This window comes from Sinorhizobium medicae, from assembly GCF_007827695.1.
In the GTDB taxonomy this organism is placed as follows: Bacteria; Pseudomonadota; Alphaproteobacteria; order Rhizobiales; family Rhizobiaceae; genus Sinorhizobium; species Sinorhizobium medicae.
In genome coordinates this window covers 20023-36426 of record NZ_VITA01000005.1, presented here as the reverse complement: position 1 = coordinate 36426, position 16404 = coordinate 20023, and the positions used below count along the sequence as shown (strand labels likewise).

Here is a 16404-nt window from a genome sequence, read left to right as displayed (position 1 = left end):
TCCGGGCGACATGCATTAGCGCTCCTTCACATAGGGTACGCCGCCCGCCTTGGGCGGAATGGCCTTGCCGATAAATCCGGCAAGCAGAACGACGGTGAGGATATAGGGCAGTGCCTGCATGAGCTGTACCGGAACCTGGCCGATAAGCGGCAGGGGCGTGCCTTGCAGACGGATGGCGAGCGCGTCGAGGAAGCCGAAGAGCAGGCAGGCGAACATTATGTTGAGCGGGCGCCATTTTGCGAAGATGAGCGCCGCGAGCGCGATATAGCCCTTGCCCGCCGTCATGCCCTTGACGAAGCCCGCCGTCATCGCAAGCGAGAGATAGGCGCCGGCAAAGCCGCAGAGAATGCCGCAGCAGATGACAGCGCGATATCTGAGCCAGATCACCGAGATTCCGGCGGTGTCGACGGCGCCCGGATTCTCGCCGACGGCACGCAGTCTCAGGCCGAAACGGGTGCGATAGAGAATCCACCAGCTGAACGGCACCATTGCGAAGGCCAGATAGGTGAGCAGGAAATGGCCGGACAGGAGGTCCGCATAGACAGGTCCGAGGACCGGAATTTCGCGGACCGCGTCGGCACCCGGAAAATTGATCGTCTGGAATCGCGCCCCTTCGGCAAGGGCCGGCGTCCGGCCGCCCTGCCGGAACCAGGCTTCGCCCAGGATAACGGTGGACCCGGCGACGATGAAGTTGATCGCGACGCCGGAAACGATCTGGTTGCCGCGCTGGGTGATCGAAGCATAGCCATGGACCAGCGACAGAGCCACCGAAACGAGGACGGCCGCAACGAGCCCGACCCAAACCGATTGCGTGACTGCCGCCGCCGCACCGGCGGCAAAGGCCGCACCAAGCATCTTGCCTTCCAGCCCGATGTCGAAGACGCCGGCGCGCTCGGTGAAGAGGCCGGCAAGCGCCGCGAACACCAGAGGCACGGAGACGCGGATCGTCGATTCCAGGAGCACGAAGAGAACGTGAAGAAAATCCATGATCAGGCTCCCTTGGTCTGCACGAGCGCAGCCGCGCGCTGGCCGCGCGCCGCGAAAACGCGCGTGATCGCCGGCCGGAACATGTTCTCGAGCGCGCCGGCAAAGAGAATGACGAGACCCTGGATGATCACGATCATGTCCCTCGAGATCGAAGGCATCTCGAAGGCGATCTCGGCGCCGCCCTGATAGAGAACGCCGAAGAGGATCGCGGCGGGGATGATGCCGCCCGGATGCGAGCGTCCCATCAGCGCCACCGCGATGCCGACGAAGCCCGCGCCTTGCACGAAGTCGAGCTGCATGCGGAACTGCTCGCCCATGATCGGGTTCAGCGCCATCATGCCGGCGAGGCCGCCGGACATCATCATGGCGACGACGGTGATGCGGCTTTCGCTGATACCGGCGTAACGTGCTGCCGACGGGCTGTGCCCCATGGTGCGCATTTCGTAGCCGAGCCTGGTGCGCCAGATCAGCACCCATACGGCGAAGGCTGCGGCCAGCGCCAGCAGGAAGGAGATGTTGAACGGTGCCGTACCGATATTCAGCCCGAAGATCGACAACAGCCAGTCGAGCTTCGGCAATTGCCCTCCCTCGGCGAACGTCCGCGTCTGCGGCGCCATAGAGCCAAGTGGTTTCAGCACCCGCGTCAGAAGGTAGACCATCAGGCTCGATGCAATGAAATTGAACATGATGGTGGTGATGACGATATGGCTGCCGCGCCTGGCCTGCAGCCAGCCCGGCAGGAACGCCCAGAGCGCGCCGAAGAAGACGGAGCCGACGATGGCCAGCGGAAAGACCACATACCAGGGCATCATTTGATCGAGCCAGAGGCAAGCGAGCGCCACACCGATGCCCCCGACATAGGCCTGACCCTCGCCGCCTATATTGAAAAGCCCTGAATGAAAGGCGACTGCCACCGCGAGACCGGTGAAGATGAAGGTCGTTGCGTAATAGAGCGTGAATCCGATATATTCGCCGCGGCCGAAAGCACCATTGATGAGATGATAGGCGGCTTCAAGCGGGTTTTCGCCGACGAGAAGAACGACGAGACCGGCGACGAGAAAAGCGACGGCAAGGTTGATCAGCGGGATGAGGCCATATTCCACCCATCCCGGGAGTTTCGCATAAGGGGTGCTCATTCTGCAGCCTCCTTGCGGCCTTCGACGCCGGCCATCAGCAGGCCGAGCTCGCCCTCGGTCGCCTCGGGGCTGCGCTCGCCGACGACACGCCCGGAAAACATCACCAGGATGCGGTCGGACAGAGAACGTATCTCGTCGAGCTCGACCGACACCAGCAGAACGGCCTTGCCCTGGTCGCGCATCTCGATGATCCGCTTGTGAATGAATTCAATCGCGCCGACATCGACGCCGCGGGTCGGCTGACCGATGATCAGGACGTCGGGATCCTGTTCCATCTCTCGCGCAAGAACGACCTTCTGCTGGTTGCCGCCGGAAAAGTTGGCCGTCCTCAGCCGCGCATTCGGCGGGCGAATGTCGTATTTGGCAATCTTCTCCTCGGCATCCTTGCGGATCGCGTCGACGTCGAGGAACATGCCCTTCGCGAAGCGCGGATCATGATGGTAACCGAGGATCGCGTTCTCGCACTCCTCGAATTTGAGCACGAGCCCGACGTGATGCCGGTCCTCCGGCACATGCGCCAGTCCGCGCTCCCTGAGTTCGGCCGGGTCCGCATGGCCCCTGACGTCTACCGGCTCGCCGTTCAGGAGAACCGCTCCGAAGGCCGCCTTGCGGATGCCGGCGATCGCTTCGAGCAGTTCCGACTGGCCGTTGCCGGCCACACCGGCGATGCCGACGATTTCGCCCGCCCGGACCTCCAGGGAGACGTCGTCCACCATCGTCACGCCGCGGCTGTCCCTGACCGTCAGCCCCTTGACGGCGAGCTTCACGTCGCCGGGTTTGCTCTCGCCTTTTTCGACGCGAAGCAGTACGCGGCGGCCGACCATCAGCTCGGCAAGTTCCTCGACCGAGGTTTCGCGGGTCGTCCGTGTCGCCACCATCTCGCCGCGGCGCATGACGGAAACCTCGTCGGTGACCGCCATGATCTCACGCAGCTTATGGGTTATGAGGATGATCGTTTTACCCTGCGCCTTGAGCTGGTCGAGGATTCGGAACAGGTGGTCGGCCTCCGGCGGCGTCAGCACGCCGGTCGGCTCGTCGAGGATAAGGATATCGGCCCTGCGATAAAGCGCCTTCAGGATTTCCACACGCTGCTGGAGACCGACCGGCAGTTCTTCGATCACGGCGTCCGGGTTGACCTCGAGCGCATATTCCTTCTCGAGCCGCTTCAGCTCCTGCCTCGCCTTGGCGATGCCCTTGTTGAGGATCTGGCTGTCCTCGGCGCCGAGCATGACGTTTTCGAGAACGGTGAAATTCTCGACCAGCATGAAGTGCTGATGGACCATGCCGATGCCGACGGAGATCGCGGCATTCGGGTCGCGGATGGAAACGGCCTTGCCGTCGACCAGGATCTCGCCACGGTCGGCCTGGTAAAAGCCGTAGAGGATCGACATCAGCGTCGACTTTCCTGCACCGTTTTCACCGATGATGCCGTGTATCGTGCCCTTGCCAACCTTAAGATTGATGTTTCTGTTGGCGTGGACCAGGCCGAAGCTCTTGTCTATTCCACGCAGTTCGATGGCAATATTGTCCATATTGGCCTGCGATCCCCTATTTGCCCGCTTCGGTTCACCCAGAAACCGTGCCGGCAATTTTTTACCGTTTGGTATAAGTTTAGCATCGTTTTTCAGGCGCGAAAGCCTCGGCGATGAAGATCTGCTTATACTCTCATAGGATCGCCGGTGAGAGTCCAGCGCGAATATACACAGGGGAGATTGCAGCGGCTGAGCGAATTCCGTGCGGGTTGCATGTGCCGGGACCTGCCCCCGGCCTCTTCGCGGGAGGTCGGGGGGACGCTTAACCTCTTCAACGCTTGACCGGCGAAGCGAGCAATCTCAGCGCATTCATCGTCACCAGCACCGTCGCCCCGGTATCGGCGAGGATCGCCGGCCAGAGGCCCGTTATGCCCGCGATCGTCGTGACCAGGAACACGGCCTTCAGGCCGAGTGCGATCGCGATGTTCTGGTGGATGTTGCGCATCGTCACCCGCGAAAGCCTCACCATTGCCGCAATGTCGGAGACGCGGGCATGGAGGCTGGCGGCGTCGGCCGTTTCGAGCGCAACATCGGTGCCGCCGCCGACGGCGATCCCGACATCCGCTGCAGCGAGCGCCGGCGCATCGTTGATCCCGTCGCCGACCTTGGCCACGACGAATCCTTCCGTCTTGAGCCTGTTGACGATGCGCTGTTTGTCCTCGGGAAGAAGCCCGGCATGCGCCTCTATGCCGCCGAGACGCCCTGCAATCGCCTCGGCGGTCGCACGGTTGTCGCCGGTAAGCATCACCACGCGCAGGCCGGCTTCGGCGAGCGCTCTGAGGCCCGCTGCGGCATCCGCACGCGGTTCATCGCGCATGGCAAGCGCCCCGGCCGCCTTGCCGCCGACAATCAGAACGGAGACAGTTTTACCCGCCCGCTGCAATGCCTCTATCTCCGCCTTCTCCCCGGCGTCCAGTGGCGCCCGCTCCCCGGCCGCCTCGGGCGAGCCCAGAAAAAGCTCGACGCCGTTTGCGAACGCGGCAACGCCCTTGCCCCCGATGGCCCTGGCATCTTCGACAGGAGCGGGCGTTAATCCATCGGCCTCAGCCCGCCAAAGGACGGCTCGTGCCAGCGGATGGCTGGAGCCCTGTTCGAGCGCAGCGGCATAGCCGAGGACCTCTGCCTCCGATCTGCCGAAACCGACGATGTCGGTCAGCTTAGGCTTGCCTTCGGTAAGTGTCCCGGTCTTGTCGAAGGCGACGGCCGTGATCCCGCCGAGGGTTTCGAGGACCGCGCCGCCCTTGATCAGAAGGCCCCGGCGCGCGCCCGCCGAGAGGCTCGCTGCAATGGCGGCCGGCGTCGAAATGACGAGCGCGCAGGGGCAGCCTATCAGGAGAAGCGCGAGGCCCTTATAGATCCACTCCTGCCACAGACCGCCGAAGAAGAGCGGCGGCACGATCGCAACCAGGGCCGCAACCAGCACGACGGCAGGCGTGTAGTAGCGCGAGAAGCGATCGATGAAACGTTCCGTCGGGGCCTTCTTCTCCTGCGCCTCCTCCACCAGCCGAATGACGCGCGCGATGGTATTATCGGCCGCGGCGGCGGTGACACACACGCGAAGCGCCCCATCGCCGTTGACCGTTCCGGCAAAGACATCCGCCCCGGCTCCCTTGAGGACAGGCGTGCTTTCGCCGGTGACCGGCGCCTCGTCGACGCTGCTCTCGCCGGCGACGATGACGCCATCGGCGGGTAGCCGGTCGCCAGGGCGGACGAGAACGACAGCGCCAGGCGCCAGGCTCTCTGCGGGAACCTCAACCGTCCGGCCGTTCTCCTCGAGAAGCGCCGATTTCGGCACCAGTGCCGAAAGCGACTGGATGCTCGCCCGCGCCTTGCCCGCGGCAACGCCCTCGAGCAGTTCACCTATCAGGAAGAGAAAGACGACCATGGCCGCTTCCTCGCCGGCACCGATGAAAACGGCACCGGCAGCCGCAATGGTCATCAGCATCTCGATCGAGAAAGGAGTGCCGGAGATCGCAGCCATGAATGCCCGTCTTGCGATCGGCATCAGGCCGACAAGCATCGCAAGCGTGAAAATCCAGGGATCGCTGGCAGGAACGAATGTGCCGATAACATAGGCCGCAGCGAGGCTCAGGCCGCAGGCGAGCGTGAGCTTGCCTTTTGCCGTCTGCCACCACTGCAATGGCGCTGTGGCACCGGCAGTCCTGGCGGCTGCCGGCAGAACCTTATCATCGCCATGATCGTGGCGGTGCGAAGCTTCGTTCACCGAATGGTCGTGCCCGCAGCAAACACCCTCGCCGGCATCCTGCCGGTCCCTCTCGCCGCGAAGCGGCGACAGCCTGTAGCCGAGACCGCCGACTTTGCGCATCACCTGCGCACCGACATCGTCGCGCGCCGCATGCCGTACCGTCATCGTTCCCGCAGCCACCGACACGTTGACGTCCTCGACGCCAGACACCCGCCTGACGGCCGTGTCGATCTTCGCCGCGCAGGATGCGCAATCCATTCCCTCGACCCGGAATCTCGTTTCCCGAAATATGCCTGTCATTATCTGCTCCTTCGAAACCAAGAGCAGGCTAACTCCTCTAGCGACTAGAGGTTCAAGAGGAAAAAAGTTTGCTGGCGTTCTATGCGCCATTCGCCGCAAGCCTGCTTACCGCCTGCGTCTCCTCCACGAACAATTCCGGCATTAAATCGGCAAGCCGCACAACCTTGCCCTTGCGGGCGCTCTCCAGAGCGGCAATGCCGCAAAGCACGGACATGGCACCCGCCCGGGCCCCTGCGCGCTGCCCCAAAGGATCGGTCGCGCCCGGCTTGAAGAGCGTATTTCGAAGTCTATCGTCGCCGCCGTAGTGGCCGCCGGCGGAATGCGGAACCGTGATGCGCTCCACCGCAGCCTTGCCCTTGGGGAAATTGCGGACGAGCAGGATTACGTCTTCCGGCGGCGCCTCCCACGGCTGATCTTCGTACTGGCGAAGCTCTATCCTGCCCTTCGTTCCGTTGAAGGCGATGTGGTGGCCCTCGATCGGCTGGAAGGTGTTGAGCGAATAGGAAACGTGGACGTCGTTGCGATACCGGATATTCGCAACCATCGTGTCCGGTATGTCGATGTCCTCTCGAAAGACGCAACCGTCGCGGAAATAGCCGTCGATTTCGGAGGGTTCCTCGTAGAGCGCGTCGAGAAACGGATCGGCTTCGAGGTCGAGATAGAAGTCGCACTCGCTCTTGTGGGGACAGAGCTTGCAGCGCGGCCCGCGAAACGGTCCCTTGCGGCCGTACATCTGCAGGTCGGCAAAGGCACCGACGGAGTCCGGATCGCTGTCCAGATACCAGTTCAGGAGGTCGAAATGGTGGGTCGCCTTGTGCACGAAAAGGCTTCCCGAGCGTTCCGCATAGGCATGCCAGCGGCGGAAATAATCGGCGCCGTGCCTTGTATCCAGATACCAATGGAAGTCTACGGAGGTGATGCGGCCGATCTCACCGGCGTTCAGGAGTTCCTTTATGCGTGCCGCCGTCGGCGCAAAACGGTAGTTGAAGGACACATCCACCCGTCGGCCGGTGCGCTTCTCGGCTTCGAGAATCCGCCGGATCTTCTCAACCGTGGTCGACATCGGTTTTTCGGTGATGACGTCGGCACCCGATTCGAGCGCACGCACGACGATGTCGTCATGCGTATCGTCAGGCGTACAGACTATGACGAGATCGGGGCGCGTTTCGGCAAGCATCGAATCGACACTGTCATAGATCGGCGCATTGGTTGCGATCATCGTCCGGGCGCGCTCGGCCCTGAGCGAGTTGGTGTCCGCAATGGCGACGAGGTCGACAAGTCCGCGCCATCCGGCGAGAAGATCCTTGCCCCACATGGTGGTTCCGCGATTGCCGGTGCCGACCAGCGCAAAGCGACGCTTGTTGTCCATCATTCCCTCGTGCAATTCTGTTTCGGGGTGACGCCGCTCTCCGCGGCAGCGGTACTTACATGTAAATTTATCATACATGTTTGAGATCGGACTTGGCGAAAGTCAATGCGATTGCCGGGTGAACTGCTGCCGACTTGTAAGAACAACAGGCGAGGTCAATCATCTCGGCAGCAGCTCCGATAACGTTCCACACAAGTCGCGATCACCTCTTCGGCCGGGCGTTTCCACCAGTTGTCGGCGGAGAAAATCTCGACCTCCTGCGCCCCGTGGAAGCCGGCCGCCTCGACCTCCCGGCGGATCGCCTTAAGGTCGATGACGCCGTCGCCCATCATCCCGCGATCGGTAAGCATGTCCTTCGTCGGAACCAGCCAATCGCAGATGTGGTGAGCGAGTATCGCCTTCATTCGGCCTGCCCGCGCTATCTGTTCGTTCAGATCAGGATCCCACCAGACGTGATAGACGTCGATCGCAGCGCCGACGCCGGGGCCAAGGGCCTCGCAGATGTCGAGCGCCTGGCCGAGCGTGTTCACGCAGGCGCGGTCGGCAGCATACATCGGATGCAGCGGCTCGATCGCCAGCGGCACGCCGGCCGCGCGGGCATGCGGCAGCACCGCAGCAATCCCTTCCAGAACCATGCTGCGGGCCGCGTCGATGTTCTTCGAGCCGCCCGGCAGCCCGCCGACGACCAGCACCAGGCAATCGGCGCCGAGCTCCGCTGCCTCGTCGACTGCGCGCTTGTTGTCGTCGATCGCCTTCTCCCGGCCCGCCGCATCCGGCGCCGGAAAAAAGCCTCCGCGGCAGAGCCCCGTCAGCTTCAGCCCGTTGGAGCGGACGATGCGCGAGGCCTCTTCAAGGCCGATCGCCGCCACCTGGTCGCGCCAGGGAGCAATGGCCGTGATGCCATGCTTCAGACAGACATCCACGGCTTCGGCGAAGCCGCATTGCTCCCGGATGGTCGCCAGATTGATGGAAAGGCCTTCGACCTGCATGGTACTCTCCTCGCATTCTTCACGAAACGGGCCTCATCGCGGCCCAGTCCGGGTCGACGGATGAGCCGAGGCCGACGGATCGCAAGGCTGTTGCAAAGGTGATTTCACCCGCCTGTATGGCGAGCCGCGTCTGCCCGGCGGCGCCTTCGTATAGATCGCCGTGATGCGACAGATAGGCCAATTGCTCGCCCTCGGGTGCCCCCGCCATTCCGTCGACATAATGGTGACCGTTGCGCTCGACGTGACCGGCGCCGACAAGTGATGCCAGCACCAGATCCTGCTGCAGGGCCAAACCCGCTTGCGTCGTCAGGTCCTCGGCGGACATGAAATAATGGGATGAGCCCGCCTCGGCGTTCCACTTTTCCACCCGGGCGCGATTGATGAGTGCCCGATAGAAGCCCTTGCATGACTTCGAGGAGATGCCGGCATAACCAAGCTCACGAGCCCGGAGAAACGCACCCATGTCGCCGTCGGACTCGTCGATTTCCAGGGGCATCCGTTGCGCGGCGGCGACGACCGGCTTCGACAGCGCCTCTGCACGCGCGATCGGCTGTTCAAAAAAGAGCATCGACGCCCGGAGTCGCTTGAGACGCGGCTCTTCTTCGATCCGATCGAGAAGATCGCAGACCAGGTCGATATTCTCGAACTGTTCATTGCCGTCGAGTGTCGCCCTGTAATCGCCGACACGGTCATCGAGTATGGCCGCGATGGCGACGAGGCGCTCGATATCTTCTGCCGGCCTGCCGGAAACCTTGATCTTGAAATACCTGTGACCATAGGCGGCGATCACATCTTCGAGCGTTTGAGGAAGACCGTCCGCCGGCCGCTGCATCGCGCCGAGATCGGCCACAGTCAGAACGTCCGCAAGTCCGATCGTGTGCCGCACGGCGAGCCGCGACGAAACGTTTAGACGCGAGAGGAAGCGCGTGAGGTCGAAACCGGCGAGATCCGGCGCGGCGACGCCGCTGACGCCGAGCAGGTTGTTTCTGACCGCTTCGGCGGCGCATGCTCCCATCATGCGGCACACCGCATCAAGGATGGCGCGGTCAAGGAGCGCCAGGCCGTAGGATGCGACGAGAGGCGGCAGGCCATGCGTTGCCGCCGCCTGGTGGTGTTCGGTCTCTGCGGCAACATGCAGGCCGAAAGCGGTCTCCGCCTGCAAGGATTTCAACCCTTCGGCGGCCAGACGCAAAGACGCGCGAAGCTGCCCGACATTATCTTCCGGCGAAAGGCTCGGATTCTTGTCGAACCATTTCGGCATCATCATCTCGGCGGACCTACCGATGGTGGATCGGCCGCTCGCATCCTCCACCCGCACCCGAACGAAGGCCTGCGGCGCGTTCGTAACGCGCGCCGCCCCGAAGCGGAAAGGGAAACGGAACTCGACCGGCCGCTCGAAAATCTCAGCGCCGACAAGCCGGACGCGCGGGGCTTCCGTCATGCCGGGGCCTCACGCGACGCCGTTGACGGCGAGGACGCGCCGCATGCGCCCGGCGGCCAGCTCCGGATCCTGGAGAACGCCGGCTCTGTCCGCCAGACGGAAAAGCTCGGCGAGATGGACGAGCGACCGGGCGCTCTGCTGTCCGCCGATCATGGCGAAATGGTCCTGAAGGCCGTTGAGATAGGCCAGAAACACGACACCGGTCTTGTAGAAGCGCGTCGGTGCCTTGAAGATGTGGCGCGAGAGCGGCACCGTCGGATCCAGCAATTCGAAGAATTCCCCATTTCGCCCGCCGCCCAGCGCTTCCAGCGCAGCCGAAGCAACCGGCGCGATCGCATCGAAGATGCCGAGCAGTGCGTCCGAATACCCTTCCTCGTCGCCGGAAATCAGCTCGGCATAGTTGAAATCGTCCCCGGTGTACATGCGCACGCCCTTCGGCAATTGCCGTCGCATCACGATCTCCTTCTTCTTGGAAAGGAGTGAAATCTTGATGCCGTCGACCTTGGCGGCATGCGCCTCGATGACGTCGAGGCAGGTCTTCATCGCCGCCATATGGTCGGCATTGCCCCAATAGCCTTCGAGCGCCGGATCGAACATCTCACCGAGCCAGTGGATGATCACCGGCTCCTTCACCTGCGAGAGAATGCGGTCGTAGACCCGGAAATAGTCCTCCGGCCCCTTTGCCGCGGCAGCAAGCGCCCGGCTCGCCATCAGGATGATGCGGCCGCCTTCGGCCTCGATCGTCTCGATCTGACTCTCATAAGCCCTGAGGATTTCGTCGATCGTGACGTTGGGCCCCGGGACCAGATGATCGGTTCCCGCGCCGCAGGCTATCAGCGCGCCGGAACGGCCGCGCGCCTCGCTGAGCGAGCGGCCGATGAGTTCGCGTGCCTCAGGCCAGCCGAGACCCATGCCGCGCTGGGCCGTGTCCATCGATTCGGCGACACCGAGCCCGAGATCCCAGAGGCGATGGCGAAAGGCAAGCGTACGCTCCCAGTCGATTGCCGGCGTCACCCAGGGATCATTGTCGGCAAGCGGGTCGGCGACGACATGGGCGGCGGCGAAAGCGACCCTCGGAAAGGCAGCCGCATCGCGCCCCTTCAACGGCACCGGCCGGCCGGTGAGTTCGTAGGGAAGGAGCCGACCGCCGACGGGAAGACTGATGCTTGCCATCTCTCAGAACTCCAGTTCCGGAACGTCGAGCCAGCGGCGCTCCGCCCAGGATTTCAAGCCCAGTTCGGCGAGCTGCACGCCCTTGGCGCCAGCCTCCAGCCCGTAGGGCCATGGGCTGTCCTCGGCTACGTGGCGCAGGAACATTTCCCATTGCGCCTTGAAGCCGTTGTCGAAGGCTTGCGTGTCCGGAACTTCGTCCCAGGTCTCGTAGAAATCGATCGTCTGCGGCTGATCCGGGTTCCAGACCGGCTTCGGCGTATTGACGCGGTGCTGCGTCCAGCACTTCGTCAGCCCCGCCACGGCGGAACCGTGCGTTCCATCGACCTGGAAGGTGACGAGATCGTCACGGCGCACCCGGACCGTCCAGGAGGAATTGATCTGCGCGATCACGCCGCCTTCGAGTTCGAAAGTGGCATAGGCCGCATCGTCAGTGTCGCAGTCATAGGCGCGGCCCTGCTCGTCGATGCGGCTTGAGATATGGGTGGCGCCGAGGCATGAGACCGCCTTCACCTCGCCGAAAAGATTGTCGAGCACGTAGCGCCAGTGGCAGAGCATGTCGAGGATGATGCCGCCGCCGTCCTTCTTTCGGTAGTTCCAGGAAGGCCGCTGGGCCGGAACGCCCCAATCGCCTTCGAACACCCAATAGCCGAACTCCCCGCGCACCGAGAGGATCTTGCCGAAGAAGCCTGAATCCCTGAGCAGAGCCAACTTCTGAAGGCCCGGCAGAAACAGCTTGTCCTGCACGACGCCGTGCTTGAGGCCGGAGGCGCGTGCCTTGCGCGCCAGTTTGACGGCGGTCCTGAGATCGTCGGAGACCGGCTTCTCGCAATAGACATGCTTGCCTGCGTCGAGAGCGCGGCCGATGAGTTCTGCGCGCATCAGCGTCGTGCCCGCATCGAAGAAGATCTGATCGTTCGGATCGGCAAGTGCCGCATCGAGGTCCGTCGACCAGCGCGCGATATCATGCCGCTTCGCCAGTTGCTCGATCTTGTCGCGATTGCGCCCGACGATAATCGGATCGATCTCCAGCCGTCCGCCGGATTTGAGCATTATCCCGCCTTGATCGCGGATGGCCAGAACCGATCGCACCAGATGCTGATTGTAACCCATCCGGCCGGTAACGCCGTGCAGAATGATTCCCAAACGCGGCATGCGCTTCCTCCCTGAGGTGCCCGTGAGGGGAGAGAACCAGCCCTCCCAAGCCAGTAACTAATCGGTTACTTTGTGGCAGAGGAGAATCGCACTTGTCAACAAAAAAAACGACAAGCGCTTGGATCAGCCTCGGATGGACGCCAGCGTGACGTGGACGATATGGCGCTTCCAGACGTCGAGATTGCTCTTGTCCATGAGGTCGCGGCCAAAGATCGTCGACAGCGTGTACTGATTGGAAAGGTAGAAATAGCCCAGGGCGGCGATCGTCAGATAAAGGTTCAGCGGGTCGACATCCGGCCGGAAGAGCCCCTCCTTCCTGCCGCGCTGGAGAAGGTCGGACAGCTTGTCGATAAAGCTCGAATGCAATTCCTTGAGGCGCGTCGATTGGCGCAGCCAGCGCGCCCGATGCAGGTTCTCGGTGCCGAGAAGACTGAGAAATTCCGGATGCTCCAGGAAGTAGCCCCAGGTGAACATGGCGAGCTCGGCAATTCCCTGCTCAGGCTCCAAGTCACTGAGGTTAAGGGATTTCTCGGCCGTTCTGATGCCCACGTAAGCCTCTTCCAGGACCGCAAGGTAAAGCTGCTCCTTGTCGCCGAAGTAGTGATAGAGCATCCGCTTGTTGATGCCCGCACGCTCGGCAATGGCGTCCACACGCGCGCCACCTATGCCATTTTCGGCAAACTCCTGGGTCGCGGCGGCGAGGATCGAGGCGCGCGTGCGCTCGGGATCGCGCTGCAGAGGCCGCTCCGCACGGCCTGCAGCCCCGTTTCTGCCTTTCGCCCCGCCTTGCATCTTCTCCATCACGCAGCCTCCGGAACCTCTTGCCTCAGACGGCACTCGGTGCAACTTTGTTAAAATATTTTACAAGTCAATGATAGTTCCGCACACAACTGCTTGACAGGATCATTGCTTGTCCATAACTTGTAACCAAATAGTTATTTGTTGCAAGCCGGAACGTTGTGGAGGCGTTCCGAAGGGAGGAGGAACAGATGACGCATAAAATCAGCAGGCGAAGTGTACTCGCGGGTGGGGCGGCACTTCTTTCGATGTCGGCGATGGCAAGGAGCGCCCTTGCGCAGGAGGCGCGGCTGCGCGTGCTCTGGTGGGGCTCTCAGGCCCGGGCCGACCGGACCAACAAGGTCAACCAGCTCTTCCAGGAGCAGAATGCGGGTGTCGCCATCAACGGCGAATTTCTCGGCTGGAGCGATTACTGGCCTCGGCTCGCGACGCAGGTCGCCGGCCGTAACGCACCCGACATCATACAGATGGACTATCGCTACATCGTCGAATATGCCCGGCGCGGCGCGCTCGCGCCGCTCGACGACTATCTCGGCTCCGTGCTCAAGGTCGAGGATTTCGACCAGGTGCAGATCAAGGGCGGCAGCGTCGACGGCAAGCTCTACGGCATCAGCCTCGGCGCCAACTCGGCAGCGATGATGGTCAACGCCGCCGCTTTCGAGGAAGCCGGAGTCGACCTGCCGAGCCCATCCACCACCTGGGAAGAGATGGCAAAGATCGGCGCTGAGATCACCCAGGCGGGCAAGCGCAAGGGGTTCTACGGCCTTTCCGATGGCAGTGCCGTCGAGCCGCTGCTCGAAAACTGGCTTCGCCAGCGCGGCAAGGCGCTCTTCACCGCCGAAGGCAAGATCGGTTACGATGCCAATGATGCGGCAGAATGGTTTACCATGTGGCAGAACATGCGCGAGGCCAAGGCGTGCGTTCCGCCGGACGTGCAGGCGCTCGACCAGTACACCGTGGAGACGAGCCCGCTGTCGCTCGGCAAGTCGGCCGCCTCCTTTGCGCATTCCAACCAGTTCGTCGCCTATCAGGGCGTCAGCAAGGACAAGCTGGCGCTCCGCAGCCACCCGTTGATCAGCAAGGATTCGAAGGGCGGCCATTACCGCAAGCCGTCGATGTTCTTCTCGGTCGCGGCTCAGACGAAGGACCCGGAACTCGGCGCCAAATATGTCAACTTCTTCGTCAAGGATCCGAAGGCCGCAGAAATCCTCGGCGTCGAGCGCGGCGTACCGGAATCGTCCGCCGTGCGCGAGGCTCTCGCGCCGACGCTCGACGAGCTCGGCCGCGCCATGCTCGACTATGTCTCCGGCCTCGGTCCCCTTGCCGGCGAACTGCCGCCACCCCCGCCGAGCGGTGCCGGCGAGGCGGAATTCGCACTGCGCAACGTCGCCGAACAGGTGGGCTTCGGTCAGCTCGATGCCAAGCAGGGCGGCGAGACGCTGGTGAACGAAGTCAGCCAAATTCTCGCGCGGGGTTAGGAGGATGGCGGCCGTGCAGGACACCGCTGTCACCGTCGGCACGGGCGCTCCTTCGCGCCCGGCCGCACAGGGCCGCCTGGCAAGAATCTGGGCCAGGCACGGCGCCGGCTACATGTTCCTGTTGCCGTGGCTCATAGGCTTCTTCGGCCTGACGCTCGGGCCTGCCATCGCCTCGCTCTATCTCTCCTTCACCAATTTCGACCTGATACGGGCGCCGGAATGGGTCGGCACGGCCAATTACGCGCGCATCGCGACGGCCGACCCAAAATTCGCCGCCGCCGTCAAGGTGACCTTCCTCTATGTGGTCCTTTCGGTGCCCTTCAAGCTCGCTTTTGCGCTGCTCGTCGCGATCCTTCTCGACCGCGGCGTCCGAGGGCTCACCGTCTATCGGGCGATCTTCTACCTGCCTTCGCTGCTTGGAGGCAGCGTCGCGATCGCCGTGCTCTGGCGGCAGCTCTTCGCCGGCGACGGCCTGATCAACAGCCTGCTCGCACGGTTCGGCATCGAGGGGCCGAGCTGGATCTCGCATCCGGACTACTCGATATGGACACTCGTGGTCTTGAGCGTCTGGCAATTCGGGTCGCCGATGATCATCTTCCTAGCGGGTCTTCGGCAGATCCCGACGGACATGTACGAGGCGGCGAGCCTCGATGGAGCGTCGAAGTTCCGTCAATTCTACAAGATCACGCTGCCGCTTCTCACACCGGTCATCTTCTTCAACGCGGTTGTCCAGACGATCGACGCCTTCAAGGCTTTCACACCCGCCTTCATCATTTCCGGCGGCACCGGCGGACCGATCAATTCGACTCTGTTCTACACGCTTTATCTCTACCAGGAAGCCTTCGGTAATTTCCGCATGGGCTACGCCTCAGCGCTTGCCTGGATTCTCGTGCTGATCATCGGCCTGTTCACGGCCTTCTCGTTCCTCACCTCCCGCTACTGGGTGCATTACGATGACTGACGCGACCATGAGCTTGGTAACCGCCCCGCCACCGGCCCCGCCCGGTCGCCGCGGCCCTATCGGATCGGCTCTCGTTCACGCCGCCCTGATCGCCGCCTCCATCGCCATGATCTATCCGCTGCTCTGGATGATTTCGGCCTCGGTGCGGCCGGAGGACGAGATCTTCGCCTCGACCTCGCTCTCGCCTTCATCGGTCGATTTCTCCTCCTATCTGCGCGGCTGGTTCGGGTTGGACGTCAGCTTCGGCCGGTTCTTCTGGAACTCGCTCGTCATTGCCGTCCTGACCGTCATCGGCAATGTCGTCGCCTGCTCGCTCGCGGCCTATGCCTTCGCGCGGCTGCGCTTTGCCGGGCGAAATTTCTGGTTCGCGATCATGCTCGGCACGATGATGGTCCCCTATCATGTGACGCTCATTCCCCAATATGTGCTCTTCCTCGATCTCGGCTGGGTGAACACCTTCCTGCCGCTGGTCGTGCCGAAGTTCCTCGCCAGCGACGCCTTCTTCATCTTCCTGATGGTGCAGTTCTTCCGCGGAATCCCGCGCGAACTCGACGAGGCGGCGATGATGGACGGTTGCGGCGCCTGGCGCATCTACTGGAAGATCATGCTGCCGCTGTCGCTTCCTGTCCTGGCGACAGCCGCGATCTTCTCCTTCATCTGGACCTGGGACGATTTCTTCGGCCCGCTGATCTACCTGAACGACATGAACAGCTACACGATCCAGCTTGGCCTGCGGACCTTCGTCGACTCGAGCAGCACCTCCGACTGGGGCGGGCTCTTCGCGATGTCGACGCTCTCGCTGGTACCGGTGTTCTTTTTCTTCCTGTTCTTCCAGCGCCTTCTGATCGAGGGCATCGCCACCACCGGCATGAAGCGCTGAGC

The 16404-nt window shown here is 62.8% G+C and carries 13 protein-coding genes; 3 read left to right on the top strand and 10 right to left on the bottom strand.

The features are described 5' to 3' along the window. Nucleotides 1-15 precede the first annotated feature (15 nt). From FB009_RS09790 to FB009_RS09745, 10 genes are all read right to left on the bottom strand, one after another. Nucleotides 16-987 carry an ABC transporter permease gene (locus FB009_RS09790; RefSeq protein WP_012067541.1) on the bottom strand — a complete coding sequence of 324 codons (972 nt, stop codon included), beginning with the start codon at nucleotides 985-987 and terminating at the stop codon, nucleotides 16-18. Between the two features lie 2 nt (nucleotides 988-989). After that, on the bottom strand, nucleotides 990-2123 hold the full coding sequence (locus tag FB009_RS09785; RefSeq protein ID WP_012067540.1) for an ABC transporter permease: 1134 nt from the start codon (nucleotides 2121-2123) through the stop codon (nucleotides 990-992). Continuing rightward, nucleotides 2120-3655, bottom strand: a complete 1536-nt coding sequence (locus FB009_RS09780) for an ABC transporter ATP-binding protein (RefSeq protein WP_012067539.1) — start codon at nucleotides 3653-3655, stop codon at nucleotides 2120-2122. Before FB009_RS09780 ends, FB009_RS09785 begins: the two co-directional genes overlap by 4 nt. Before the next feature lie 271 nt (nucleotides 3656-3926). Next, nucleotides 3927-6161 (bottom strand): heavy metal translocating P-type ATPase, encoded by a 2235-nt coding sequence (locus FB009_RS09775; RefSeq protein ID WP_012067538.1) that lies wholly within the window; start codon nucleotides 6159-6161, stop codon nucleotides 3927-3929. 79 nt (nucleotides 6162-6240) lie between these two features. Then, entirely contained in the window at nucleotides 6241-7530 is a 1290-nt protein-coding gene (locus FB009_RS09770; protein ID WP_012067537.1) for a Gfo/Idh/MocA family protein, read from the bottom strand. 155 nt (nucleotides 7531-7685) lie between these two features. Then, a complete protein-coding gene (locus FB009_RS09765) occupies nucleotides 7686-8519 on the bottom strand; it encodes a sugar phosphate isomerase/epimerase family protein (protein WP_012067536.1) in 834 nt (277 codons plus the stop codon). A 19-nt stretch (nucleotides 8520-8538) separates the two neighbouring features. After that, complete coding sequence (locus FB009_RS09760) at nucleotides 8539-9960, bottom strand: enolase C-terminal domain-like protein (RefSeq protein ID WP_012067535.1); 1422 nt, start codon at nucleotides 9958-9960, stop codon at nucleotides 8539-8541. 9 nt (nucleotides 9961-9969) lie between these two features. Next, nucleotides 9970-11133: a dihydrodipicolinate synthase family protein gene (locus FB009_RS09755; protein WP_012067534.1), complete on the bottom strand. Its 1164-nt coding sequence runs from the start codon at nucleotides 11131-11133 to the stop codon at nucleotides 9970-9972. A 3-nt stretch (nucleotides 11134-11136) separates the two neighbouring features. Beyond that, nucleotides 11137-12285 (bottom strand): Gfo/Idh/MocA family protein, encoded by a 1149-nt coding sequence (locus FB009_RS09750; RefSeq protein ID WP_012067533.1) that lies wholly within the window; start codon nucleotides 12283-12285, stop codon nucleotides 11137-11139. Nucleotides 12286-12408: 123 nt separating this feature from the next. Further along, a complete protein-coding gene (locus FB009_RS09745) occupies nucleotides 12409-13086 on the bottom strand; it encodes a TetR/AcrR family transcriptional regulator (protein WP_012067532.1) in 678 nt (225 codons plus the stop codon). A 188-nt stretch (nucleotides 13087-13274) separates the two neighbouring features. Between FB009_RS09745 and FB009_RS09740 the strand changes: the two genes are divergently transcribed. Genes FB009_RS09740 through FB009_RS09730 form a run of 3 tightly spaced genes read left to right on the top strand, consistent with a single transcriptional unit; the run spans nucleotide 13275 to nucleotide 16402 of the window. Further along, nucleotides 13275-14561 carry an ABC transporter substrate-binding protein gene (locus FB009_RS09740; RefSeq protein WP_012067531.1) on the top strand — a complete coding sequence of 429 codons (1287 nt, stop codon included), beginning with the start codon at nucleotides 13275-13277 and terminating at the stop codon, nucleotides 14559-14561. 4 nt (nucleotides 14562-14565) lie between these two features. Then, nucleotides 14566-15522: a carbohydrate ABC transporter permease gene (locus FB009_RS09735; RefSeq protein WP_012067530.1), complete on the top strand. Its 957-nt coding sequence runs from the start codon at nucleotides 14566-14568 to the stop codon at nucleotides 15520-15522. Continuing rightward, entirely contained in the window at nucleotides 15515-16402 is an 888-nt protein-coding gene (locus tag FB009_RS09730; protein WP_012067529.1) for a carbohydrate ABC transporter permease, read from the top strand. Before FB009_RS09735 ends, FB009_RS09730 begins: the two co-directional genes overlap by 8 nt. Nucleotides 16403-16404 lie beyond the last annotated feature (2 nt).

Coding starts and splice junctions, on each gene's coding strand:
- FB009_RS09735 (WP_012067530.1), top strand. CDS start 14,566: ATGGCGGCCGTGCAGGACACCGCTGTCACCGTCGGCACGGGCGCTCCT.
- FB009_RS09745 (WP_012067532.1), bottom strand. CDS start 13,086: ATGGAGAAGATGCAAGGCGGGGCGAAAGGCAGAAACGGGGCTGCAGGC.
- FB009_RS09760 (WP_012067535.1), bottom strand. CDS start 9,960: ATGACGGAAGCCCCGCGCGTCCGGCTTGTCGGCGCTGAGATTTTCGAG.
- FB009_RS09780 (WP_012067539.1), bottom strand. CDS start 3,655: ATGGACAATATTGCCATCGAACTGCGTGGAATAGACAAGAGCTTCGGC.
- FB009_RS09750 (WP_012067533.1), bottom strand. CDS start 12,285: ATGCCGCGTTTGGGAATCATTCTGCACGGCGTTACCGGCCGGATGGGT.
- FB009_RS09785 (WP_012067540.1), bottom strand. CDS start 2,123: ATGAGCACCCCTTATGCGAAACTCCCGGGATGGGTGGAATATGGCCTC.
- FB009_RS09770 (WP_012067537.1), bottom strand. CDS start 7,530: ATGGACAACAAGCGTCGCTTTGCGCTGGTCGGCACCGGCAATCGCGGA.
- FB009_RS09740 (WP_012067531.1), top strand. CDS start 13,275: ATGACGCATAAAATCAGCAGGCGAAGTGTACTCGCGGGTGGGGCGGCA.
- FB009_RS09765 (WP_012067536.1), bottom strand. CDS start 8,519: ATGCAGGTCGAAGGCCTTTCCATCAATCTGGCGACCATCCGGGAGCAA.
- FB009_RS09775 (WP_012067538.1), bottom strand. CDS start 6,161: ATGACAGGCATATTTCGGGAAACGAGATTCCGGGTCGAGGGAATGGAT.
- FB009_RS09790 (WP_012067541.1), bottom strand. CDS start 987: ATGGATTTTCTTCACGTTCTCTTCGTGCTCCTGGAATCGACGATCCGC.
- FB009_RS09730 (WP_012067529.1), top strand. CDS start 15,515: ATGACTGACGCGACCATGAGCTTGGTAACCGCCCCGCCACCGGCCCCG.
- FB009_RS09755 (WP_012067534.1), bottom strand. CDS start 11,133: ATGGCAAGCATCAGTCTTCCCGTCGGCGGTCGGCTCCTTCCCTACGAA.